This is a genomic window from Brackiella oedipodis DSM 13743 (assembly GCF_000621025.1).
Taxonomy (GTDB): Bacteria; Pseudomonadota; Gammaproteobacteria; order Burkholderiales; family Burkholderiaceae_B; genus Oligella; species Oligella oedipodis.
Map to the genome: position 1 here is coordinate 608490 of NZ_KK211205.1, position 23220 is coordinate 631709.

The window sequence follows — 23220 nt, forward strand, 5'->3', positions numbered from 1 at the left end:
AAGCAGTACTTGGCAAGCAGAACTTAACTATAGCGGGCCTAGGTCATGCATAGGTTAGGTTAAATGCAGCTATAACGGTTTTAGCGTTATGAGTCGTGGGGGCGTTTAAGTTGCTCGTGCTGCGCTTGTGCTGGTAACCCATTGATTCGTTTAACAAGTGACTCTCACCGTTGTCGTGATTCATCTTGGGCTGCATTAGCCATGCTTAGCAGCTTAGGTATAGACAGATGATCGTTTATTTTGGATTATCTTATTTTGTGCCTTAAATTTGCATCCAATACATTACAGTTTTACTGCAAAGGACTTACCTTATGAATGACAAAAACCAAAGCAACCAAAGTAACGAGCGCTCCAAAGCGTTATCTGCCGCTTTATCCCAAATAGAAAAACAATTCGGCAAAGGCTCTGTGATGCGTTATGGCGATAACGAAGTCGCTCACGATATCAAAGTCGTTTCTACAGGTTCATTAGGGCTTGATATTGCTTTAGGTGTTGGTGGTTTACCCCGTGGACGGGTGATAGAAATTTACGGCCCAGAGTCTTCTGGTAAGACAACCTTAACGCTACAAGTCATCGCCGAAATGCAAAAACAAGGCGGGACGTGTGCCTTTATTGATGCCGAGCACGCCCTTGATGTGCAATACGCAGCGCGCCTGGGGATTAATTTATCTGATTTATTAATTTCTCAACCCGATACGGGTGAACAAGCGCTAGAGATTACAGACGCCTTGGTGCGCTCTGGTTCTGTGGATTTAATTGTCATTGACTCAGTGGCCGCGCTAGTACCACGCGCCGAGATAGAAGGCGATATGGGGGATAATTTACCTGGTCTGCAAGCGCGTCTTATGAGTCAAGCCTTACGTAAGCTTACGGCCTCTATTAAGCGCACCAATTGTATGGTGATCTTCATTAACCAAATTCGCATGAAAATTGGTGTGATGTTTGGGTCCCCAGAGACCACCACGGGGGGCAACGCACTTAAATTCTATTCTTCTGTGCGCCTCGATATCCGTCGTATCGGCTCCATCAAAAAAGGCGATGAGGTCTTGGGTAACGAGACCCGAGTCAAAGTGGTCAAAAATAAAGTTGCGCCGCCTTTCAAACAAGTTGAGTTTGACATTCTGTATGGGGCGGGTATCTCTCGAGAAGGTGAGATTATCGATTTGGGCGTTAAGGCTGGCATCATCGATAAAGCGGGTTCTTGGTTTAGCTATGGCGACACCCGCATTGGCCAGGGTCGCGACAATGTCCGAGAATATCTCAAAGAAAATCCCGAGCTTGCCATAGAGATCGAAAATAAGATCCGTGAGAATATGGGCATTATTCAACGGGCGCAGACCGTCGGCGCCGAGGCATCAAACAGCGATGATCCAGCCACAGATGCCTAAGCTTGCTTAGTCGATCTGTCGCAAGTGGCTGGGGTCTGTCCCCCTAGCCTGAGCGACAGGCGTTTCTTTAAGCGTCGATTTTTAGGAGGACCCATAGCGTCGTCATGAGCCAGCGAGATCCACAATTTCAAGCATTCGAAGCGCAACTACAACAGGCCGCACAGCCAAACCAAACCAATAAGGTTAATCTCTTAGCAAAAGCTGTCGCTATCCTGTCTCGCCGTGAGCACTCCGAGGCAGAATTACGCCAAAAACTGCTTAAATTCAGTACAGATCGCGCAGAGATTGATGCTGTGATCACCCGTCTCCAAAAAGAAAATTGGCAATCGGATCAGCGCTTTGTGCAGGCATTTGTTCACAGCCACGACTTTAAGTGGGGTAGCCGTAAGATTTTAGACGCCCTCAAGCCGCATGACTTGAGTACCCAACAGATCCAAGAAGTACAAGAGCAGCTGCGTGAGAGCGAATATGATCGCGCTTATGCCGTCTGGTCACGCAAATTTGCCCACAAACCTTGTCTGACGCTCAAAGACAAGGCCAAACAAATTCGCTTTCTTAGTGCTCGAGGGTTCTCAGCGGATGTGGTCTACAAAATCGTCAAATTAGACCATGAATCCTAAAAAAGCGACCCAGGTTTTCTGGGGCGCTTTTTTGAGTAGGGCAGGCTTATTGACTCATGAGCCCTCTAAGCGGCAGTAGGTGCCGTAGTAGGCGTATCAATCGCCTGAGAGTAGGCGTTGGGCTTCGGCTTTGACCTGTTCAGGTGCGGTACCACCTACGTGCTGACGAGCGGCCACAGAGCCTTCTAGTGTGAGCACATCAAAGACATCGGCCTCGATGGCGGAATGTAATTGTTGCAATTGCGCCAAACTAAGATCTGCCAGGTCACTGCCTTGTTCTTCACATTGACGCACAGCGAGCGCTACTGTTTCGTGGGCATCTCTAAAAGGCAAGCCTTTTTTGACAAGATAATCCGCTAAATCGGTGGCGGTCGAGAAGCCTTGTAAGGCCGCTTGGCGCATATTATCACGATTGACGCGAATACCAGGAACCAGATCCACAAAAATCGTCAAGGTATCACGTAGGGTATCGGCCGAGTCAAAAAGGCCTTCTTTGTCCTCTTGGTTATCCTTGTTATAGGCCAAGGGTTGGCTTTTCATGAGGGTGAGTAGCGCCATTAAATTGCCATGAACGCGACCTGTTTTGCCGCGTGCTAATTCGGGGACGTCAGGATTTTTTTTCTGAGGCATAATAGAACTACCCGTACAAAAGCGATCCGCCAATTGAATAAAGCCAACGCGTGGGCTCATCCATAAAACCAGTTCCTCAGAAAAACGTGAAATATGGGTCATCACTAAACTGACGGCGGCACAAAACTCTATCGCAAAATCGCGATCTGAAACTGCATCGAGAGAGTTACGGCAAACACCCTCAAAACCGAGGTGGCGGGCACTACGTTCTCGGTCAATTGGATAAGTGGTACCTGCCAAGGCTGCGGCACCTAGTGGGCTTTGATTGACACGCTTGCGACAGTCTTGAAGGCGCTCATAATCACGACCAAACATTTGCGCATAGGCGAGCACATGGTGGCCAAAGGTCACGGGTTGAGCCACTTGCAAATGCGTAAAGCCCGGCATAATCGTGTCATAGTGTTGCAACGCTAGCTGTGCGAGTGCCTGTTGTAGAGACTTGAGGAGGGCGGCGCTTTGATCAATTTCGTGGCGCAACCAAAGCCGAATATCTGTCGCCACTTGGTCATTGCGTGAGCGCCCTGTATGCAAGCGTTTGCCGGCGTCGCCCACCAATTCGACAAGGCGTTTTTCGATATTGAGATGGACGTCCTCAAGATCGAGAGACCACACAAACTGATCGGCTTCTATTTCTTGCAAAATCGTCTTCAGCCCCTGCTCAATGGCTTCATAGTCAGGCTTGGAGATGACCTTACAATGTGCGAGCATCTCGGCGTGTGCTAAGGAGCCTTGAATATCGAAGGGAGCTAAGCGTTGCTCAAAAAAAACAGAGGCCGTATAGCGCTTAACTAATTCAGAGACAGGTTCACTAAAACGTGCAGACCAAGCATTGTTTTTGTTGGCAAATTGGTTGGTAGAAGAGGGCGAGTTCTCAGACATAATAGCTCACAAAACGAAACTGAATTTTTTATTATAGTTTTTAAAAGCGCGTTTGTCTTAGTTATTACTTGGTGACTCAAGTAATATAATAGTAGCTATTGTTTTATAGATTTCGGGTACAGAACATGACAGATCAAGCTCTACCTCTACGTGTGGCCATGGCACAAATCAATCCCAGTCTCGGGGATTTAGCAAGCAACGCCCATAAAATCATCAAAAGCGCTCAAGAGGCCGCTGCCAAAGGAACAGATGTATTGCTCTTACCAGAATTAAGTCTGAGTGGTTACATGCCAGAGGACTTATTATGGCGCGATGACTTTTATGAAGCTCAGCAACATTTTTTTGAGCACATCGTGCAAGCCTCCAAGGATTGGCCAGAACTTCACATTGTGCTTGGTCATGCGCAACGCCAAGAAGATGGTTTATACAACGGCGCTTCCTTGATTCACCACGGTGCTGTACGGGAGCAATACCATAAACGTACACTGGCCAGTGGTTCAGGTATAGAGGAAGCACGTTATTTTAGTGTCGGTCATGAACGCACTGGCTTCGAAGTCAAAGGGCTTCGCTTAAGCCTGCTAATTCATCAAGATCTAAGCAATGAGCAACTGCGCAAGGAATTATTAGAGGATCAACCCGATACTGTACTGGTATTAGCGGCTTCGCCCTATCAAATTCATCAGCGCGAGCAGCGTTATAAGGCTATTAGCGGTTTGCAAGCCGAGTGTAAGGCGACTATTTTTTACTGCAACACGGTCGGCGGCCAGGATAATGTCGTGTTTGATGGTCAATCCATGCTCTTGGATAGTGACTCGCAAACAAGCTATCTAATGCCGTCCTTCCAAGAAGCGTTGTCAGTCTATGAGTTCCAAGAGGGTCGCTGGCACGCGCTGGACGGCACGGCGTCAGAATCCTTTGACAATCAACCCTGCCTGGAGCAGCAGGTTTGGCAAGCGCTGGTGCTAGCCACTCAGGATTATTTCCAGAAAAATGGTTTCAAAAAAGCCGTATTAGGGTTGTCCGGCGGTATTGACTCGGCAGTGGTCTTTGCGATTGCGGCCGATGCCATAGGGGCTCACAATATCACCACGGTGTTAATGCCCTCTCAGTATACAGCCGATATTTCAGTGTCGGCCGCCCAACAAATGGCCGATCATCTTGGTTCACAGTCATATACTGTCGCGATTGAAAACTTGCAACAAGCATTTTTAAAGGCCTTAGCCGAGCCTTTCCAAGGCAAAGCCGTAGATACTACGGAAGAAAATTTACAAGCGCGCATACGCGGGACCTTGTTAATGGCGCTTTCTAATAAACTGGGCGGTTTGGTGTTACCGACAGGCAATAAATCTGAATTGGCCACGGGCTATTGTACGCTTTATGGTGATATGGTGGGCGGCTTTGCTATGCTTAAAGACGTACCGAAGACGCTCGTCTATCGCCTTGCCAAATGGCGTAATCAAACCGCAGGTACAGAAATGATCCCAGAGATCATTATTACGCGCCCGCCTTCAGCAGAGTTAGCGCCTGATCAAAAAGACCAAGACAGCTTACCGCCGTACGAAATCTTAGATGCCATTATTGAGCAATTTGTGGAACATAATCAGGCGGTGCCGCAGATTGTGGCGCAAGGCTTTGAAGAAGACGTGGTCAAGCGGGTCGCGCACCTCATCCGTATTAACGAATATAAGCGCCAACAGGGCGCCGTGGGTCCCCAAATCACCACTAGATCCTTTGGTCCAGATCGTCGTTATGCGGTCACGAATGCTTTCAAATACTAGATTTTTACTATGAAACTTATTACTGCCATTGTTAAACCCTTTAAATTAGATGAAGTGCGTGAAGCACTCTCAGAAATTGGTATTAATGGTCTGACCGTCACGGAAGTTAAGGGTTTTGGTCGCCAAAAAGGCCATACAGAACTGTATCGCGGCGCCGAATACGTTGTCGATTTTTTGCCTAAGGTGCGGATTGACGTTGCTGTCACTCAAGAGCAGGTCGACGCCTGCATCGAGGCTATTATCGCGGCGGCACATACGGGAAAAATTGGTGATGGCAAAATTTTTGTGACCACCATTGACAAAACCATCCGTATACGAACCGGTGAAATCAACGAAAATGCCTTGTAATTCAGTAGCTTAGTGGTGTTTATCCAATGCAAAAAATAAGAATCTCCAAAATTCTCGCCGACAGAGGCATGTGTTCACGACGTGAGGCTGACCATTACATCGAAAAAGGCTGGGTCAAAGTCGACGGCAGAGTGGCTAAACTGGGCGAAAAAGCCTACCCTGAGCAACGCATCAGTCTCGATAAAATCGCTCAAGAAAAGCAGCAGGAGCGCGTCACCATAATCCTCAATAAGCCGGTGGGTTATGTCTCGCATCAAGCGGAAGGGCAATACAAAACGGCCGCCTCTTTAATACAGGCGCGAAATCAATTTGATAAAGACAAGCATAGTTTCTCGACCCAACACCTCAAAGGTTTGGCGCCGGCGGGACGTTTGGATATTGATTCCCAGGGACTACTGGTACTCACACAGGATGGTACAGTCGCGCGACAGTTAATTGCCGAAGATTCAGAGGTCGAAAAAGAATATATTGTGCGCGTCTCTGGCAATTTGCAAAGTAATGGTCTCAAAATGCTTAGACATGGCTTATCGTTGGATGGCGCGGCGCTCAAACCGGCCGAAGTTGAGTGGATTAATGAGGACCAGTTGCGTTTTATATTGCAAGAAGGCAAGAAGCGGCAGATTCGACGTATGTGCGAGATTGTTGGTCTCAAGGTCACAGGTCTTAAGCGTGTGCGTATGGGCAATGTATTATTGGCCGATTTACCTCAAGGTATGTGGCGTTACCTCAAACCGCATGAGCGTTTTTTGTAAATAAATCAGTAATCAGTAACAAAAAATTTTATTTGTATACAGATAATTATATAATTGAAGTGCTAACACGTTCTTAGCTCAATTAACTTTTTATGTGTGAGTTCTCGATTATGACTTTAAAGAAGATTCCTCTATTGACGTCGCTGACGGCGCTGGCTTTGTTAGGGGGCTGTAGTACTGTAGATCATTGGTTTGGTACGCATTTTACTAATGACCAGCAAGTAGTAAATCAACCAACCCAGACACCCGCTGCACCCGCTGTGCCACAAGCGCCTGCCAGAACTAGCACAAAAGCGCCTACCAGCAAATCCTCCTTGGTGATTTACTTATCCTCTCGCAGCGCCCAAGAGGGTTACACCTTAGTCGAACAAAAAGGCCAAAGCATCTACGTCGATCCGCGTCACACGTTGTTACGTAGCGACCTAGACAATGTGATTGCTGTGCAAGATAGCAATAATAATCCCTTGCTGAATTTGCATTTTTCCACGGCGGGTCAAGAGAAATTACGCCAAATCACCAGTAATAACGTAGGTAAGGCCCTAACGGTCACTTACAAAGGTGGCTTAGTTTCTATTATTAATATTTCTAAACCGCTCACCCAAGGGCAATTATTTGTGCCTATGGGTAGCGCCGCCGAAGCAGGGCGCCTAGAACAGAGTATTCTTGACGGCGATTAAGCCAGTTGTTTCAAACCGTAGCGCCACATGGTGACGCTACGGTTTTTTTTTATTGGCTTTGTTGCAATAAACGGAGGATTTTTTGGCCAGCTCGGCCTTTGACGGGTAGGCCTAAACGCTGTTCTTCGCTTTGGATAGCTTGGCGTGATTTGGCGCCAATCATGCCGTCCGCTTGGCCAATGTCATAGCCTTTTTGCAGCAAGATTTGCTGCAATTGCACGCGTTCTTGGCGTGACAAGCCGAGATCATCTGTCGGCCACGGTGTCACAAAACCCCCTTTACCCTTAAATCGATCAGCCAGATGTGCAATCGCTAGTGCATAGCTTTCTGAAGCGTTATAGCTGTAAATCGCATCAAAATTTTTAAAGACGATAAAGGCGGGGCCTTGTACCCCTGCGGGTAACAATAGCGCAGCTTGTGGGTTGCCCGCGACTTCGGTGCTCAACGATTGACCATAGATATTGCTAATGCCTTGCTGACTCCAATAGCTTAAAGGTTGACGAAACTTGCGGCCGCTTTTTGAGGCGGGGTAATTAGTAGGGAGTTTGACTTCAAAGCCCCAGGGTTGATCGCGCCGCCAACCGCTTTTGGCCAGATAATTGGCGGTTGACGCTAAGGCATCGACTTCATTATCTATGAGATCTCTACGACCATCACCGTCGCCATCGACAGCTAAGCGCTCAAACGTACTCGGCATAAATTGCGTGTGACCAAAAGCACCGGCCCAAGAGCCTTTGAGGCGATCTGCTTGAATATCTCCCGATTGTATAATCCTCAGGCTGGCAAAGAACTCTTTGCGGAAAAAGCTTTGGCGACGTCCGTAACAGCTTAAGGTACCTAGGGCTTGGATAAGCGGATACTTACCAAAGTTCTGTCCATAATTGCTTTCAACACCCCACACCGCTACGACTACCTCTGGATCAACGCCATACTGAATTTTAAGCTTTTGTAACGTTGCTTGATGTTTGCGTAATTGTTGTTTACCTTCTTGTATGCGTTGTTCATCCACTAATGAAGCCATATAATCCCAAATTGGTGTCTTGAATTCGGGCTGCTTATCAAGTTTGTCTAGAATACTTAAATCAGGCTGCAAACCCTGTGTTAGCTGCTGATAAGTCGCACTATTGACACCGTTTTGGCTGGCTTGGGCTTGTAAATTATTAAGACACTGCGCAAATTGCGCTGATTCTTGAGCCATGCTCGGCTGGCTCATAGCCGCTAAACTCAAGACCAATGTTGCGAGACTAAGAACGCGAGTTGTCTGGCGAATTGCTTGCATGAAATACCTTTCTAAAAAATGAAACCTCAATGACTGACGGTCATTTTTTAATTTTAGCAGTGCTTATGGACAATTTCTCTGTGCATTGCATAGAATAAACAGATACAAAAAAAATAGGTTTTTAAGTATGAAATTTAAACAAACACTTTTAGCAACGACATTAGCCTTGGTGAGTACTTATGCTGTTGCTCATACCCTTGAGACCACGCAGCCATTGCTCGCTAAAAACAACCCCAAGGTGCAGGCCGACAAAGATGACTCTGAGGCGGCACAGTCAGAGCGCAAAACTTTAGAACCTAAATTAGTCCCAGAGCGCAGCTTTGCTAAAGCTTCCTTTATTATGTCTCGCGTGCTCACGCACTTAGAGTACGAAAAACTTCCCTTAGATCATGAGATGTCCAAAAAAATCTTCAAATCGTATTTTGAAGCCTTGGATCCCATGAAGGTATTTTTGTTGCAAAGTGATATTGATAAATTTGATCAGTACAAAATTCAAATGGGCGATATGATCCAGACAGGTCGCCTAGAAGTGCCGTTTGATATTTTTAAGTTATATCGCGAGCGGGTCAAAAGCCGCTTTAATTATGCGATGAGTCTGCTTGACAAAAAGCAGCCTTTTGACTTTAGCAAAAAAGAAGAGTACACCGCGGATCGCACCAAGGCACCATGGCTCAACACCGAAGAAGAAATTCAAGATCTATGGCGCAAAAAAGTCAAAAACGATTATTTGCGCCTTAAGCTAGCCGACACTAAAGACGCGGAAATCGTCGAGAAGCTTAAGCGTCGTTATAAGAATAACCTCAACCAAATTCTACGCAGTAATAGCGAAGATGTGGCCGAACTATTCTTAAACGCCTATGGCGATAGTACCGATCCGCACACGAGCTATATGAGTCCAAGTACCGCCAAAAACTTCCAAGTACAGATGAGTTTGTCCGTCGATGGTATTGGTGCCGTGCTCCAAAAACGTGATGAATACGGCATGATTCGCGAAGTCGTGGCGGGCGGCCCCGCCCAAAAGAACGGTCAGCTCAAACCGGGTGATCGCATAGTCGCCGTGGGTCAAGGCAAAAATGGCCCGATGGAGGATGTGGTCGATTGGCGTCTCGATGAAATCGTCAAAAAAATCCGCGGTAAGCGGGGCAGTACCGTGAGAATCGAGTATATTCCTAGCGAAGAAGGGATTGATAGCAAAACCAAGATAGCCACTATTGTGCGTGATCAGGTCATGATGGAAGATCAAGCCGCGCGCCTCAAAATGTTGGAGGTTGACGACAAAGATAGTGATGGCAAAAGCACCAAGAAAAAAGTGGCTGTGATTGAGATTCCTAGCTTCTACGAGGACTTCGAAGCCCACAAAGAACGTAAAGCGAACTTCAAGAGTATCACCAATGATGTCAAAAAAATCATTAATGATCTCAAAGGCAAAGATGTGGCCGCGCTTGTCCTAGATTTACGTAATGACGGCGGTGGCTCGCTTGGTGAAACCGCTAGATTAAGTGGTTTATTTATTGGGGCCGACAAACCCGTGGTACAAGTCAGTGACGCTGAAGGTCGAGTCAAAGTCCTAAAAACACCAAGAGACGCAGACGCCTTATGGCAAAAACCTGTCGTGGTGATGGTCAACCGTCTTTCTGCTTCGGCCTCAGAGATATTTGCAGGTTTGATTCAAGATTACCAACGCGGTGTGGTCGTCGGTGATCGTACCTGGGGTAAGGGGACGGTGCAAACCATGTCTGATTTATCTGACTTTATTCAAATGCGCGGTGAACCGAATGAACAGTTAGGGGCCCTCAAGTGGACCATCCAAAAATTCTTTAGAGTCAATGGCTCATCGACACAAGTCAAGGGGGTAGAACCAGATATTGTCTTCCCATCGGCCTTTAACCGAGAAGAGTTAGGTGAATCCAGTTACGACAATGCTATGCAATGGTCAGAGATTAAACCGGCTCAATACAAAGCCGTATTAGATCTTGACAGTGCCCTAAGTCAGCTCAAATCACAACACGAAGAACGTGCTGACAGTTCTGATAGCTGGAAGCTCTTTAAAGAAGAGCAGGAATATTCGCTTGAACTCTCCAACCGCAAGAAAACGTCCTTAAATTACGATGATCGCGTCAAAGAGCGTCAGGAGATGGAGAAAAAACGTGAGTCCTTTAATGAGCGCCGTAAAGCGCTGGGTGAATCAGACGTCGGCGTCTTTAAGCTTGATGATGGTTTATCTTACGGAGAGGGCGATCTCAAAAAAGAATTGGCTGATGAAGAAAAGCGCAAGAAAAACCTCGATACTAGCGCCCGCGAAGCGGCCAATATCGCCTTAGATATGACGCACCTAAAGATCTTTGAAAAGGGCAAAAAGAATAAAAAAGATTAAGGTTCATTTCTTATCTGCGTGCCGCTAGAAAGCGGCCTTACTACCAAAAGTGCAGTCTTGATGACTGCACTTATTTATTCGATATTGGCGAGTTTATGGCTCTGGATGCTGAGTTGCCAATGGGGCGATTCAGGGTTGCTGTTGAGTTGGCCAATGGCCGTAATGGTCTCGAGAATATTCATGACCCCACCGCGTTCACAGGGTGACAAATAATAATGCTTTGCCGTCAAGCGTTGAGCAATGGCTTGACAAAACGGCAGGATGTCGTCGTCACACACAATTCTGACTTCATCCGCGTACTCGATGAGTTTATCCCGGTATTTTTCGGCATACATGGCTTTGGGGCTACAGGCGATATAGTCTATTTCAGGAGGCACTGCCGTAAGACCGTTTGTCTCTATGGCCAGGAAATAACCCGCTTGTTTGAGTGTTTGTAAGAGGGTGCGAATTTGCGGCTGAATGGTGGGTTCACCCCCCGTAATAATGATGTTTTTGCAATCATATTGCTTTACGGTTTGGTAGATTTGCGACAAACTCAGGCGTGTGAATTTATTGTATTCGGTGTCGCACCAATCACAGGTCAAATTACAGGTACCAAACCGTATAAAAATACTAGGCATGCCCGTGTTATAGCCTTCGCCCTGTAGACTATGAAAAATCTCTACTATTTTGTAGCTGGGTTCTTCAGTTGATGGTAAGTGACGCATATCTTGAACAGGAACGACGGCTTTCATGATTCCTTGTACTCACAAAAAGAACTGGGGGTCTCCCACAAACGCACGGCACTTATGGGTAAGTCGCTCTGGGTTTTGAGTTTGCGATAAATAAAACGCGCGATCTCTTCGGCGGTGGTACGTGTCTCTAGGGCGTAGACTTTGGATTGCAACTCTATCAGGAGCTCAGCGATAGCGCTTTCGCGTGGGCTATTTTTGTCGTACAAAAACGCATGATCCAAGTCCTGCAAAATCAAACGATTGACCGTGGCTTTAATATCACCATAATCGGCCACCATACTTTTTTTGGGGCCATGTTCAATCAATTCGGCACTTAATTCAACCTCTAGGGTATAGGTATGGCCATGTAGATTCTGGCATTTGCCATCGTGTCCATCTAGCAAATGCGCCATATCAAAACTAAAGGTTTTGGAAATTTTAAACATAGTTCTAACGTTTAGGTTATTGGTAGTAAATATCAGCAGAAGGCAGATATTTAAATAAAGCGCTCATAAAACCGATGTTTTTGTGGGCTTCCAATTGTTCGAGTTTATGTTCGCTCGCTTGCATTAAGGCATCGATCACTGCAGTTAGTTGGAGCGCCGCAAAGAACCAATAATGACCACAGCGTTGCTCATCTTGCTGGGTGGGATTTTTGGGCAAAATAATCTTGTTTTGGAATTTTTCGATGTGTTGAATCAGATTAAAGTAATCCGACTGTAAGGTTTTGCCGGCACTGATGATCGTCACAAAATCATCGTTTTGGATCAGTTGATTATGACCTAGGGTTGATAGGGTCCAGGTCAGGGCTAGCATCTCGGCCAATTCAGCTACTTGCGCATCGTTTTGCAAGGTTTTTCTGAGTGCTTGAACCGCAGGATGGGGCGTGTGTTGGGCAAATAAATCCACACTGGCTGTAAAGCGTTGTTTCTCATCCTCACTTAAGGGCTCAAAACTATAATCGACGACTATAATGCGTGCCGCAGGAACCTGGGCGTTGATGTTTTGTAGACTGTGCAGTAATTTATCGAGCTTTTCTGGCGCTTGGCTCGGCTCGAGATTAATCGCTGTAGGGATAACAAAAATCTGATTCATGATTAATTTAAAGGGGATACACCTATTTAATTTAACCTAATATTTTAACAGTATTAGTTTCAGTAATAAGAAAGCAGAGGGCTTAAGTGCATTATGGGCATAAATCTCATGTTTGACTGCTCAGATGGTTTTTTTTATAATGGAGGATAAGCTGTTTATCTGGTTGACTGAATGTCTTCTGGACGCGGGTTCGACTCCCGCCGCCTCCACCAATAGCGTATTAGTGGTGCTAGTATTTTATTGCTGGGGGCGTACTTGGTTTCGACAGGAGAAGCTAGGGAAATCGGCAGCCGGTAGGCGATGACCGTAAATCAAGCAAATCTTATAAATGCTAATGACGAAAGTTATGCATTAGCCGCCTAATTTCGCGGCTAGGAGCCTAATCCACTTGGCAACAGAACGGATTAAAGGGAGCTTCGGCTCCCTTTTTTGTAACTATTGCGGCTATTGTGATTATTGATGCGTTGATGCGAGTACCTGCCGGCTTTTAGGATTAGGGATTAGGCACTAGGCGCTGATTTGGTAATCACAAGCAGCTTATTCGTCAAGCTGATAAATATAGAGCTCTACGCGTCGATTCAAATTGCGATTTTTGCGAGAATTATTGGGCAACATAGGGTCGATAGAACCGCGGCCCTCCACATCAATGCGCATGCTATTGACCCCTTGTTTGATCAAGTACTGAGCCAAGGTATTGGCTCGGCTCAGTGAAATCAGTTGATTTTGCATGTCGGAGCCCGTATCGTCTGTGTGACCCACGATTTTGAGGCGTAGGCTTTGATCTTGATCTAGCTCTTTACCAATGCTTTTGAGAATCGATTGGGCATTGCTCGTGAGGTTTTTATTATTGCGTTTGAGAAGGTCGTCAACGGTAGCAGAGATGCGCAAACTACCGTCTTGCACTGGCGTAATATCGACTTTTGCGGACTTGAATGGTTTGTTTTGTTGGAGACGCGCAATTATCTCATTCCAGTGATCGTTATTTTGTTTGTGCCAAAAAGAGAAATGTTTGTTTTTGTGAGCGCCGTTATAAACTAAGCGACTGCCACTTTGGGTGGCGGGCGAGGCGTGCTGAGTACCACAGGCGCTCAACGTCAAGACCATCGCACCAAGGGTGCAGGCTTGGATAATCGGACGGCTATTTAACACAGAGACTTTCATGAATTATTTATGTAGTCAAATTTTGAATGATGTTAAAAAGTGCTTCGGGGCTGGTACTGATGGCATCTGCTTGACAAGCGGCGGCAGTTTTTGCATTTAGTGAGTAACCATAGGTGACAGCGATGGTCTTCATGCCAGCGGCACGACCAGCGACGATATCGCGTTCGTCGTCACCAATATAAATGCAGTGTTGAGGCTTCTCGTTGATTTGCTCGGCAGCGTACAGAAGAGGTAGAGGATGTGGCTTGGAGTGTGCTGTAGTATCACCACAAACATTGACAGCGCTGCGTTGGTCTAGCCCAAAGTGCTTAAAGATCGGAATAGCAAGATATTCGACCTTGTTCGTCATGATACCCCATTTGAAGCGATTTTTTTCGAGATTTTCTAATAAGTCTAAAATTCCCGGAAAGTAATTCGTCTGGCTCGGGCTCACCGCTTCGTAATCGTCAAGGAACTGCTGCTTAATAGTCGCAAATTCAGGATCCTGGGGCAAGATACCGAGCGCTTGTTCAATTAAGCCCGCACTGCCCTTAGAAGCGAAATTACGCAAGTGCTCGTAGGGGAGGGGCTCAAGTCCTCGTCGCCGCCGTTGTTGATTGGCGGCATACACAAGATCGGGGGCACTATCGACTAAGGTACCATCAAAATCAAATAAAACAGTGGTAATCATTTGCGAGCTGCCAACATATAGTTCACGCTGGCATCATTCGTTAAAAAGTAAGTGTCTGATAAAGGATTATAACTTAATCCCTTAATGGCACTGAGGGCTAAATGATTTTGTCGAAGATAATTGGCAAGTTCGCTCGGTTGGATAAATTTACTATGTTGATGCGTCCCTTTAGGCACAAGTCCCATAATGTATTCAGCCGCTAAGATAGCCTTGAAATAGGAGCGACGATTACGATTAATGGTGGAACAAAATAACCAGCCACCTGGCTTTAGCATTTGGGCACAGGCTTGGATGATTTGTGCTGGATCTGGAACATGCTCGAGCATTTCCATGCAGGTCACAATATCGAATTGCTCGGCGTGTAGCGCTGCCATCTCTTCGGCGGCGATGGCTTGATACTGCACTTTAATGCCAGACTCCAGGCTGTGTAAACGCGCGATTTGTAGCGATTTTTTGGCCAGATCAATCCCCGTGACATCCGCCCCTTGGGCCGCCAGGCTCTCTGAGAGAATGCCGCCGCCACAGCCGACATCGATGACTTTTTTGCCCTTGAGTGATCCCGAAACTTCTTCGATCCATGCCAGGCGCAGTGGATTGATGCGATGCAGAGGTTTGAACTCGCCCTCTGGACTCCACCAATTAGCAGCCACAGCGGTAAATTTTTCAATTTCGGAAGGATCAACGTTTTCTGGATGTGTAGACATAACTAGAGCGAGATGAGCTAAATGAATTAAAGCCTAAAAAAAAGCCCCTGATCAGGGGCTTTTTAAGTGTTTATGAAAGTCGCCTGAGACCACTTCCATAAGAAGTCAGTAGAATTAGCGGCGAGTACCGATAATTTCAACTTCTACGCGACGGTTGCGAGCACGACCTTCACGAGTTTTGTTGTCGGCGATTGGTTGAGCTTCACCGCGACCTTGAGCGATAATTTGGTCAGCTGGAACACCTTGAGAAACGAGGTAGTTTTTAACAGCGGCAGCACGACGCTCAGAAAGGCCTTGGTTGTATTTATCAGTACCAACAGAGTCAGTATGACCAGTAGCTAACACAGACTCAAGAACCACTTGGTTAGTTTGTTGAGCCACTTGGTTAAGGATGTTACGACCTTCTGGTTTGATCGTTGATTTGTCGAAATCAAAGAAAGTATCAGCATTGAAGGTAACTTTTTGGGCTACCATTTCTTTTGGTTGTTCTGGGCGACCGCAACCTTGAGCTGCTGTTGCTGGAGTCCAGTAGTTATCACGCCAGCAATGTTCGCCTGTACCGTTCATCCAAATTAAACCGTAAGGATTTTGCCAGTTATCAATAGTCGTTTGACTTTGAGCTTGAGCTTGAGCCACGCCAGTAGTTGCAGCAGTTGCAATGGCGAATGCTAATGCGAATTTAGAGGCTTTATTCATGTTTCTCCTCGATGAGCTTGTTAGCTAAAAAGTTACTCGCAGCGAAACCGCCGCAGATTGGATATCAGGGATAGTATAACAATGCTTTACAAATGATTCAAAACATTTAAATACAGGATCCCGTGCCTTAATAACGATATTAAAATAATTCGCTAAACTTTTGCAGCTTAAAATGTCAAAAAGCGCTGGAAATTGATTAAATGCCAAGGATTTTAATTTTACTGTTGTGTAAAAGCTACATATTGCATTATCACCACACAGGCCAGCACGCTGCTGTTGTTTATTAACAAATAAGAATGATTCTCTTTTGTGACTGGATATTTTCAGCAGTATAAATTATGTAAGCAAAATTGTCTGCAAAATCTTGCTTGGCGTCTCGCAAATCCGAGTCTATAGGGTATTAATGCTAAACTAGTAATCTTTAATAATAACTATATGAAGTTGTGAGTTTGTATGGAAGCGTTTGCCAAAGAAACCCTACCCGTTTTTCTAGAAGATGAGATGTCACGCAGCTACCTCGATTACGCCATGAGTGTGATTGTAGGGCGGGCCTTACCCGATGTGCGTGATGGCCTCAAGCCCGTGCATCGCCGGGTTTTATATGCTATGAACGAGCTCAACAATAGTTGGAATCGGGCTCACAAAAAATCCGCTCGTATTGTCGGTGACGTTATCGGTAAATATCATCCGCATGGTGAAAGTGCAGTATACGATACGATTGTACGTCTGGCTCAAGACTTCTCTATGCGCTATATGCTGGTTGATGGCCAGGGTAACTTTGGTTCCATCGACGGCGATAGTGCCGCGGCTATGCGTTATACCGAAGTGCGTTTGGCCAAGATTGCGCACGAACTCCTGACCGATATTGACCAAGAAACGGTCGATTTTGGCCCTAACTATGATGGTAGCGAACAAGAGCCCTTAGTCTTGCCGTCCCGCATACCTAATTTGCTAATCAACGGTAGCTCAGGGATTGCAGTGGGCATGGCTACTAATATTCCGCCCCATAACCTGACCGAGGTTGTTAACGTTTGTTTACATTGTTTGCAACAGCCCGATTGCAGCGTTGATGATTTGCTTGAGCATATTGTGGCACCGGATTTCCCAACGGGCGGTATTATTTATGGTTTATCTGGGGTGCGCGAGGGGTACCGTACAGGTAAGGGCCGCGTGGTGATGCGTGCCAAGACCCATATAGAGGACTTTGATCACGGCAAACGTCAAGCTATTGTGATTGATGCCATTCCGTATCAAGTCAACAAAAAAACGCTCCAAGAAAAAATCGCCGATTTGGTACTCGATAAGCGTATTGATGGCATTTCTGATATTCGCGATGAATCCGATAAGGACGGAATGCGCGTCGTGATTGAGCTCAAGCGCGGTGAAAATCCCGAAATCGTCCTCAATCACCTCTTTAAACTCACACAATTACAAGAAACCTTTGGTATGAATTTGGTGGCCTTAGTTAATGGCCAACCAAGGGTATTGAATCTCAAACAATTAGTCGAGTATTTCTTAGAGCATCGCCGTGAAGTCGTTAATCGTCGTACGGTTTATCAATTACGCAAAGCCCGAGATCGAGGCCATATTCTTGAGGGGCTGGCAGTGGCTTTGGATAATATTGATGATTTTATTGCCATCATCAAAAGCGCGGCCAATCCCAACGAAGCCCGTCAAGCCCTCATGGATAGAGAATGGAATTCCTCTCTAGTGAGCAATCTTTTACAAAGCGATGAGGTCGTCAAATTTGCCTTGGGCGGCAGCGCCGCCTTTAGACCCGAGGGCTTGGATCCTGCTTTGGGTCTACAAGCCAATGGTGGCTATCGTCTCAGTGAAATCCAAGCGCAAGAAATTCTTAATATGCGTTTGCAACGTCTCACGGGGCTCGAACAAGACAAAATCATTGATGAGTACCGTCAAGCGATTCTGTTGATTGCGGACCTCATCGATATTCTCTTCAGACCAGAGCGAATTTCTGCAATTATCGCGAGTGAACTCAACGAAATCAAAGAAGAGTTTGGCGCCAAGGATGTCCGTCGCTCCGAGATTGAAGTGAATACGTCCGAAATCGATATCGAAGACTTAATCACCCCGACGGAGATGGTGGTGACCATTTCCCATAGTGGCTATATTAAGTCACAACCATTGTCGGAGTACCGATCACAACGTCGGGGTGGCCGTGGAAAACAGGCTCTGACCACTAAGGATGATGACTGGGTCGATACCTTATTTGTGGCCAATACCCATGATTACCTCTTATGTTTCTCTGATCATGGTCAAGTCTATTGGCTCAAGGTCTACGAAGCGCCACAAGGCTCACGGGCTTCAAGGGGACGGCCATTAGTGAATCTCTTACCATTGTCTGAAGGCGAGCGCATTACCGTCGTTTTACCGATCAAAGAATTCAGCGATGATCATTACGTCTTTATGGCCACTAAATTAGGTACCGTCAAGAAAACACCGCTGGCCGATTTTTCCAATCCACGTAAGAGCGGCATTATTGCGGTCAAGCTCGATGAGGGAGATTATTTGATTGGTGCGGGTGTGACGGATGGTCATTCAGATATTATGCTGTTCTCTGACGCGGGTAAGGCCGTGCGTTTCTCCGAAACTGATGTGCGTCCGATGGGTCGCAACACGCGTGGGGTCCGAGGCATGCGGCTTGACGCAGAGCAATCCTTAATCTCTTTAATTGTCGCTAAGGACGAACAACTCACCGTCTTAACCGCTTGCGAAAATGGTTATGGTAAACGTACCAAAGTGGCCGATTATGCGCGCCATGGTCGCGGTGTCATGGGTGTAATTTCGATTCAAACGTCTGAGCGCAACGGTAAGGTCGTGGCCGCAGTTCTAGTCGAAGAAAGTGATGAAGTCATGTTAATTACCAATGCGGGTGTGATTGTACGTACTGGTGCCGCCCAAATTAGTGTGGTGGGTCGTAATACGCAAGGCGTAACCCTAATTGGTATTGACGAAGGGGATTATTTGTCGGGTATTAGCCGTGTTGCAGAAGCTGATATTGACGATCTGGAGCTTGACGAAGAAAACGAAACTGTCACACCTGCCAGCGACGCGAGTGCGACAACGCCGCCAGACGTAGTGTCCGATACCTCCGTGCAGAAAACCGACACTGAGGCGCCGTCATCAGATAAGGAGGACGAATAATGACTCAAGATATTTTTTGGAATTTCTCCGCCGGTCCTTCCGTTTTACCGAAGGCCGTATTGCAACAGGCGGCCGAGGAAATGATTAATTGGCACAGCAGTGGCCAGTCAGTGATGGAAATGAGTCATCGTGGCGCTGAATTTGTGCAGATATATGAGCAAGCGGCAGCAGATTTGCGGACCTTAATTCAAGCGCCAGAGGATTACGAAGTGCTATTTATGCAAGGCGGGGCGACAGCCCAAAACGCTGTGGTACCGCTGAACTTAATCGCTCTCAAAGACGCTCACAAAGCGGACTATGTGGTGACGGGTAATTGGTCCAAAAAATCCTATCACGAAGCTCAGCGCTATGGCCAAATTCATCTGGCCGCGAGCAATATGACGGAGCAAGTGATTGATGAGCATCACTATGCGCCCGCCACGTGGATACCAGAATTTGAGACGTGGCAGCTGGATCCTGAGGCTTCTTATTTGCATTTTTGTAGTAATGAGACCATTGGTGGCCTCGAAATTGCTACCTTACCTGATCTTGATGCCCTAGGGGCACCAAGTACCGAACTCGTCGTCGATGTGTCTTCGCATTTCTTGTCGCGCCAATTTGATGTCCAAAAATGCGGCTTATTGTATGCGGGTGCCCAAAAAAATGCGGGTCCAGCGGGCGTGACCATCGTGGTGGTGCGTAAGGATTTACTGGGCAAAGCCGCGGATATCTGTCCTTCAGCCTTTAATTATGCCAATGTCGCTCAAGCGCATTCGAGCTTTAATACGCCGCCTACCTACGCCATTTATATCGCCGGTCTAGTGTATCGTTGGTTACTCAATGAAGGCGGAATAGCCGTCATCGAGCAACGCAATAAACGCAAAGCCGAGTTGTTATATCAAACGATTGATGCCTCTGATTTTTATCATAATCCAGTGCAACGGCGCTACCGTTCACGCATGAATGTGCCGTTTACACTCGCTGACGAATCACTCAATGAGGCGTTTCTCAAGCAAGCCAAGCAAGCAGGTTTGCTCAACCTCAAAGGTCATAAATCGGTTGGCGGTATGCGCGCATCTATCTATAATGCTATGCCCCTCGAGGGTGTGCAGGCGTTGGTGGATTTTATGCAAGAGTTTGAGCGCCGCCATGGATAAATCCTTACTTGACCACCTCAAACCCCTGCGCGATCAAATTGACAGCATAGATCAGCAATTATTACAGTTGCTCAATCAACGCGCCCAAATGGCTATCGAGGTCGGCAAAGTTAAATTGCAATTTAGTGCTGACGATAGCATTATTAAGCCTGAGCGCGAGGCACAAATTATCCGTAAATTACAGCAAGGCAATCGTACGCAGGCTTTTCCCAAAGAGGCCGTTAATGCCGTCTGGACCGAGATTATCTCGGCCTGCCGTGGCCTGGAACGAGGTTTAAGAATTGCCTATTTAGGTCCGAAGGGTTCATTTTCTGAGCAGGCCGCTTATCAATTTTATGGGCACGCCATTGTCCCCGTACCTTGTGCCTCCTTTGATGAGGTGTTTCGTTCGGTCGAAGCGGGACAAGCCGACTGCGGTATGGTACCCGTAGAGAATTCCACTGAGGGCGCCGTGAATCGGACCCAAGATTTACTTCTTAAAACCACCCTTAAAGTACATGGCGAGCGTACTTTACCTATACGTCATTGCTTATTGACTCAGACCGGTACAATGCGCGGGGTCAAACGCGTGTTAGCGCATCCACAAGCCCTGGCCCAATGCCACCACTGGCTTTCACAAAATTATCCAAATGTTACCCCGATTTCGGTGGCGAGCAATTCAGAAGCCGTGCGTCTAGTGACCCAAGATCCAGAGGCCGCGGCAATAGCCGGCTCGCATGCCGCCTTGGCCTGGGATGTCAATATTGTCGCCGAGGGTATTCAAGACGATGCTAATAACAAAACCCGTTTTTTAGCCATTGGCCATGTTGAAAATCACAGCACGGGCCGCGATCAAACCAGTCTTATCGTGGCGGTACCTAATCGCGTTGGGGCCGTGCATGAGCTTATAGCGCCTTTTGCCGAACATAATGTTTCCATGTCACGGTTTGAATCAAGACCAGCACGAACAGGGCAGTGGGAATACTATTTTTATATCGATATTTTGGGCCATCAGGAGGATGCGGCGGTCAAAAAGGCCTTGGCGGACTTACATAAATTATCGTCTTTCCTAAAAATCTTAGGATCATATCCACAACAATAATGCCATTAAGAGGGGGAGTAGTATGACACTGAAAAAAAATCACTATGCAGTCAATGATTGTGTTGAGGCGATGGCGCCATATCAAGCCGGTAAGCCCATCGAAGAATTAGGCCGTGAATTAGGCTTACCTGTTAAGGATATTGTGAAGTTAGCTTCCAATGAGAATCCTCTGGGTTTTTCACCAAAAGTCAAAGAGGCCCTAATCGAGCAACTCACACAAAGCCCAGTTTCTGAACTGGGGCGTTATCCAGATGCGAATGCTTTTGATCTCAAAGCCGCGCTGGCAGAGCACTATCAGCTTGATAGTGACTGTATTACCCTGGGGAATGGCTCCAATGATTTACTTGAACTGATTAGTTTGGCATTTTTAGATCACAGTAAGTCCTGCGCTTATTCGCAGTACGCTTTTTTGGTATACCGTCTCAGTACACAAGCACGCGGTGCCAAGCATATACAAGTGCCGGCCAAGCATTACGGCGCTGATTTAGAGGCCATGTTTGAGTCGATTCAAGACGATACTTCTGTAGTCTTTTTGGCCAATCCTAACAATCCGACCGGCACTTATCTAGAGGCGCAGGCCATCGAGGCCTTCTTGCAAAAAGTCCAAGACACGTATCAACAACAGGTTTTGGTGGTGCTCGATGAAGCTTATACCGAATATCTGCGGCCTGAGCAACGCTACGATAGTATCGCTTGGCTCAAAAAATACCAAAATCTTGTGATCTTACGTACCTTCTCTAAGGCTTACGGCTTAGCAGGCTTACGAGTTGGTTTTGCCTTGGCTAATCGCACCATCACTGATTACCTCAATCGTGTTCGTCAACCTTTTAATGTCAATATTTTGGCGCAACGCGCCGCCATCGCTGCCCTAAACGATAAGGATTTTTTACAAAAAAGCTTTGAACTCAATCAAGCAGGGCTGGCCTATTTAAGTCAAGCCTTTGATAAGTTAGGACTGGAGTACGTGCCTAGTGCCACTAATTTTATTTTGGTTCAAACGGGTCCCGATACGGCTAACATCAATCAGCAATTACTGCAAAAAGGACTTATTGTGCGGCCAGTGGCGGGAGACGGCTTACCCGAACACTTACGCGTTTCGGTAGGGTTGCCGGCCGAAAATGAACGCTTTATCCAAGCGCTGAGCGAAATTCTAAGCACGACAAAGTAATATGACTGATTCTGATTTTATCAACCCCTTAAACTTACCCCTTATAGAAACCTTGGGCATAGTGGGTTTGGGTCTGATTGGTGGCTCTTTTGCCAAAGCTATGCGTCAGGCGAATTTGTGCCAAGAAATTTTGGCCTATGATACGGATGCGCAGCAACTCGAGGCCGCTCATACGGCTGGCGTGATCGATCAAATCGCGGATATAGCGACACTGAGTAAAAAGGCCGACCTCATTTTTCTGGCAGTGCCGGTGAATGCTTATGAACCAATCTTGCAACACATAAAGCCACATCTGCAAGCAGGGACTTTAATCGTTGATGCTGGCAGTACTAAAAGCCAGCCACTGCAGACGGCCAAGCGCGTATTACAAGCGCAAGCGGGGCAGTTTATTGCGGCTCACCCGATGGCGGGGTCACATGAATCAGGTTTGCAAGCGGCCAGAGCCGATTTATTTTTACATCGACCGTTTTTTATTACTCCCTCTGCAGATAATCAGAGTAACGATATTAATCTGTTGCGCTTTCTGTTGGCCGGTCTGGGTGCCAAAGTGTCAGAGATGGACGCCCAAACACATGACCGTATGTTTGCCGCCGTCAGTCATTTACCGCATTTGATTTCGGCGGCTTATATGCATGCCATTCTCCAAGATGCGCAAGCGGAGCAATTATTGGCCAATGCCGGCACAGGGTTTAAAGACTTTACCCGTATTGCCGCCAGCTCAGCGCCGCTTTGGCGTGATGTTTTTTTTAGCAATAAGCAGGCGGTCTTAGCGCATCTACAAGTTTTTAAGGCGCAATTAGAAGCGGCTGAACAACTCCTCCAAAACCAACAAAGCGATGATTTTTTAGATTGGTATGAGGCGGCTTCAAAAGCGCGAGCCGATTGGCAACTGCAATAATTAGGGAG

The 23220-nt window shown here is 46.7% G+C and carries 21 protein-coding genes and 1 other RNA gene; 13 read left to right on the forward strand and 9 right to left on the reverse strand.

Annotated features, from left to right (window positions below; genetic code table 11):
• Positions 1–311: 311 nt before the first annotated feature.
• Both recA and recX read left to right on the forward strand, forming a co-directional pair.
• Entirely contained in the window at positions 312–1388 is a 1077-nt protein-coding gene (gene recA / locus Q335_RS0106155) for a recombinase RecA (protein WP_028357875.1), read from the forward strand.
• 104 nt (positions 1389–1492) lie between these two features.
• Positions 1493–2008, forward strand: coding sequence for a recombination regulator RecX (recX, locus tag Q335_RS09510; protein WP_028357876.1), 516 nt, complete (start codon positions 1493–1495; stop codon positions 2006–2008).
• Positions 2009–2104: 96 nt separating this feature from the next.
• Here the strand turns inward: recX and argH are convergent, their stop codons facing one another.
• A complete protein-coding gene (gene argH / locus Q335_RS0106165) occupies positions 2105–3517 on the reverse strand; it encodes an argininosuccinate lyase (protein ID WP_028357877.1) in 1413 nt (470 codons plus the stop codon).
• Positions 3518–3642: 125 nt separating this feature from the next.
• On the opposite strand from argH, the gene Q335_RS0106170 reads away from it, so the two are divergent.
• The 4 genes from Q335_RS0106170 to Q335_RS0106185 all read left to right on the forward strand — a co-directional run bounded on the left by Q335_RS0106170 (position 3643) and on the right by Q335_RS0106185 (position 7072).
• The gene (locus Q335_RS0106170; protein ID WP_038369441.1) at positions 3643–5295 is read left to right on the forward strand and encodes an NAD+ synthase; all 1653 of its coding nucleotides are present in this window, start codon (positions 3643–3645) and stop codon (positions 5293–5295) included.
• 9 nt (positions 5296–5304) lie between these two features.
• A complete protein-coding gene (glnK, locus tag Q335_RS0106175; protein WP_028357879.1) occupies positions 5305–5643 on the forward strand; it encodes a P-II family nitrogen regulator in 339 nt (112 codons plus the stop codon).
• A 26-nt stretch (positions 5644–5669) separates the two neighbouring features.
• Positions 5670–6395 (forward strand): pseudouridine synthase, encoded by a 726-nt coding sequence (locus tag Q335_RS0106180; protein ID WP_028357880.1) that lies wholly within the window; start codon positions 5670–5672, stop codon positions 6393–6395.
• Between the two features lie 110 nt (positions 6396–6505).
• Positions 6506–7072, forward strand: a complete 567-nt coding sequence (locus Q335_RS0106185) for a SecDF P1 head subdomain-containing protein (RefSeq protein WP_028357881.1) — start codon at positions 6506–6508, stop codon at positions 7070–7072.
• A gap of 49 nt (positions 7073–7121) precedes the next feature.
• Here Q335_RS0106185 and Q335_RS09515 read toward each other — a convergent pair whose 3' ends face one another.
• Positions 7122–8351, reverse strand: coding sequence for a lytic murein transglycosylase (locus Q335_RS09515; protein WP_038369442.1), 1230 nt, complete (start codon positions 8349–8351; stop codon positions 7122–7124).
• Positions 8352–8478: 127 nt separating this feature from the next.
• On the opposite strand from Q335_RS09515, the gene Q335_RS09520 reads away from it, so the two are divergent.
• Positions 8479–10725, forward strand: coding sequence for a carboxy terminal-processing peptidase (locus Q335_RS09520; protein ID WP_051532340.1), 2247 nt, complete (start codon positions 8479–8481; stop codon positions 10723–10725).
• A gap of 74 nt (positions 10726–10799) precedes the next feature.
• On the opposite strand, the gene Q335_RS0106200 is transcribed toward Q335_RS09520, so the two are convergent.
• The 3 genes from Q335_RS0106200 to Q335_RS0106210 are packed head-to-tail and all read right to left on the reverse strand — an operon-like array spanning position 10800 to position 12533.
• Positions 10800–11459 (reverse strand): 7-carboxy-7-deazaguanine synthase QueE, encoded by a 660-nt coding sequence (locus tag Q335_RS0106200; RefSeq protein WP_211248248.1) that lies wholly within the window; start codon positions 11457–11459, stop codon positions 10800–10802.
• Positions 11456–11884: a 6-carboxytetrahydropterin synthase QueD gene (gene queD / locus Q335_RS0106205; protein ID WP_028357883.1), complete on the reverse strand. Its 429-nt coding sequence runs from the start codon at positions 11882–11884 to the stop codon at positions 11456–11458. Before queD ends, Q335_RS0106200 begins: the two co-directional genes overlap by 4 nt.
• 16 nt (positions 11885–11900) lie before the next feature.
• A complete protein-coding gene (locus tag Q335_RS0106210; protein WP_028357884.1) occupies positions 11901–12533 on the reverse strand; it encodes a hypothetical protein in 633 nt (210 codons plus the stop codon).
• A 98-nt stretch (positions 12534–12631) separates the two neighbouring features.
• Here Q335_RS0106210 and ssrA point away from each other — a divergent pair.
• Positions 12632–12963: a transfer-messenger RNA gene (gene ssrA, locus Q335_RS10135) on the forward strand.
• 107 nt (positions 12964–13070) lie between these two features.
• Here ssrA and Q335_RS10040 read toward each other — a convergent pair.
• The 4 genes from Q335_RS10040 to ompA form a co-directional block, all read right to left on the reverse strand.
• Entirely contained in the window at positions 13071–13694 is a 624-nt protein-coding gene (locus Q335_RS10040; RefSeq protein ID WP_051532341.1) for an OmpA family protein, read from the reverse strand.
• Between the two features lie 7 nt (positions 13695–13701).
• Complete coding sequence (gene gph, locus Q335_RS0106220) at positions 13702–14364, reverse strand: phosphoglycolate phosphatase (protein ID WP_028357885.1); 663 nt, start codon at positions 14362–14364, stop codon at positions 13702–13704.
• Entirely contained in the window at positions 14361–15068 is a 708-nt protein-coding gene (gene ubiG / locus Q335_RS0106225; protein WP_028357886.1) for a bifunctional 2-polyprenyl-6-hydroxyphenol methylase/3-demethylubiquinol 3-O-methyltransferase UbiG, read from the reverse strand. The genes gph and ubiG overlap by 4 nt, the downstream gene beginning before the upstream one ends.
• A gap of 114 nt (positions 15069–15182) precedes the next feature.
• Entirely contained in the window at positions 15183–15764 is a 582-nt protein-coding gene (ompA, locus tag Q335_RS0106230) for an outer membrane protein OmpA (RefSeq protein WP_028357887.1), read from the reverse strand.
• A 453-nt stretch (positions 15765–16217) separates the two neighbouring features.
• Here ompA and gyrA point away from each other — a divergent pair, with 453 nt between their 5' ends.
• From gyrA to Q335_RS0106255, 5 genes are read left to right on the forward strand one after another with little or no spacing between them, the layout of a single operon-like run.
• Positions 16218–18929: a DNA gyrase subunit A gene (gene gyrA, locus Q335_RS09530; protein ID WP_051532342.1), complete on the forward strand. Its 2712-nt coding sequence runs from the start codon at positions 16218–16220 to the stop codon at positions 18927–18929.
• Positions 18929–20065 (forward strand): 3-phosphoserine/phosphohydroxythreonine transaminase, encoded by a 1137-nt coding sequence (gene serC, locus Q335_RS0106240; protein ID WP_038369444.1) that lies wholly within the window; start codon positions 18929–18931, stop codon positions 20063–20065. The genes gyrA and serC overlap by 1 nt, the downstream gene beginning before the upstream one ends.
• Positions 20058–21146: a prephenate dehydratase gene (pheA, locus tag Q335_RS0106245; protein ID WP_028357889.1), complete on the forward strand. Its 1089-nt coding sequence runs from the start codon at positions 20058–20060 to the stop codon at positions 21144–21146. The genes serC and pheA overlap by 8 nt, the downstream gene beginning before the upstream one ends.
• A 22-nt stretch (positions 21147–21168) precedes the next feature.
• Positions 21169–22314, forward strand: coding sequence for a histidinol-phosphate transaminase (hisC, locus tag Q335_RS0106250; RefSeq protein ID WP_051532343.1), 1146 nt, complete (start codon positions 21169–21171; stop codon positions 22312–22314).
• A 1-nt stretch (position 22315) separates the two neighbouring features.
• Positions 22316–23212, forward strand: coding sequence for a prephenate dehydrogenase (locus tag Q335_RS0106255; protein ID WP_028357891.1), 897 nt, complete (start codon positions 22316–22318; stop codon positions 23210–23212).
• Positions 23213–23220: the final 8 nt, after the last annotated feature.

Coding starts and splice junctions, on each gene's coding strand:
- gph (WP_028357885.1), bottom strand. CDS start 14,364: ATGATTACCACTGTTTTATTTGATTTTGATGGTACCTTAGTCGATAGT.
- Q335_RS0106185 (WP_028357881.1), top strand. CDS start 6,506: ATGACTTTAAAGAAGATTCCTCTATTGACGTCGCTGACGGCGCTGGCT.
- ubiG (WP_028357886.1), bottom strand. CDS start 15,068: ATGTCTACACATCCAGAAAACGTTGATCCTTCCGAAATTGAAAAATTT.
- pheA (WP_028357889.1), top strand. CDS start 20,058: ATGGATAAATCCTTACTTGACCACCTCAAACCCCTGCGCGATCAAATT.
- Q335_RS0106210 (WP_028357884.1), bottom strand. CDS start 12,533: ATGAATCAGATTTTTGTTATCCCTACAGCGATTAATCTCGAGCCGAGC.
- ompA (WP_028357887.1), bottom strand. CDS start 15,764: ATGAATAAAGCCTCTAAATTCGCATTAGCATTCGCCATTGCAACTGCT.
- hisC (WP_051532343.1), top strand. CDS start 21,169: ATGACACTGAAAAAAAATCACTATGCAGTCAATGATTGTGTTGAGGCG.
- Q335_RS0106255 (WP_028357891.1), top strand. CDS start 22,316: ATGACTGATTCTGATTTTATCAACCCCTTAAACTTACCCCTTATAGAA.
- queD (WP_028357883.1), bottom strand. CDS start 11,884: ATGTTTAAAATTTCCAAAACCTTTAGTTTTGATATGGCGCATTTGCTA.
- Q335_RS0106170 (WP_038369441.1), top strand. CDS start 3,643: ATGACAGATCAAGCTCTACCTCTACGTGTGGCCATGGCACAAATCAAT.
- Q335_RS09515 (WP_038369442.1), bottom strand. CDS start 8,351: ATGCAAGCAATTCGCCAGACAACTCGCGTTCTTAGTCTCGCAACATTG.
- recX (WP_028357876.1), top strand. CDS start 1,493: ATGAGCCAGCGAGATCCACAATTTCAAGCATTCGAAGCGCAACTACAA.
- glnK (WP_028357879.1), top strand. CDS start 5,305: ATGAAACTTATTACTGCCATTGTTAAACCCTTTAAATTAGATGAAGTG.
- Q335_RS09520 (WP_051532340.1), top strand. CDS start 8,479: ATGAAATTTAAACAAACACTTTTAGCAACGACATTAGCCTTGGTGAGT.
- Q335_RS0106200 (WP_211248248.1), bottom strand. CDS start 11,459: ATGAAAGCCGTCGTTCCTGTTCAAGATATGCGTCACTTACCATCAACT.
- serC (WP_038369444.1), top strand. CDS start 18,929: ATGACTCAAGATATTTTTTGGAATTTCTCCGCCGGTCCTTCCGTTTTA.
- gyrA (WP_051532342.1), top strand. CDS start 16,218: ATGGAAGCGTTTGCCAAAGAAACCCTACCCGTTTTTCTAGAAGATGAG.
- Q335_RS10040 (WP_051532341.1), bottom strand. CDS start 13,694: ATGAAAGTCTCTGTGTTAAATAGCCGTCCGATTATCCAAGCCTGCACC.
- recA (WP_028357875.1), top strand. CDS start 312: ATGAATGACAAAAACCAAAGCAACCAAAGTAACGAGCGCTCCAAAGCG.
- argH (WP_028357877.1), bottom strand. CDS start 3,517: ATGTCTGAGAACTCGCCCTCTTCTACCAACCAATTTGCCAACAAAAAC.
- Q335_RS0106180 (WP_028357880.1), top strand. CDS start 5,670: ATGCAAAAAATAAGAATCTCCAAAATTCTCGCCGACAGAGGCATGTGT.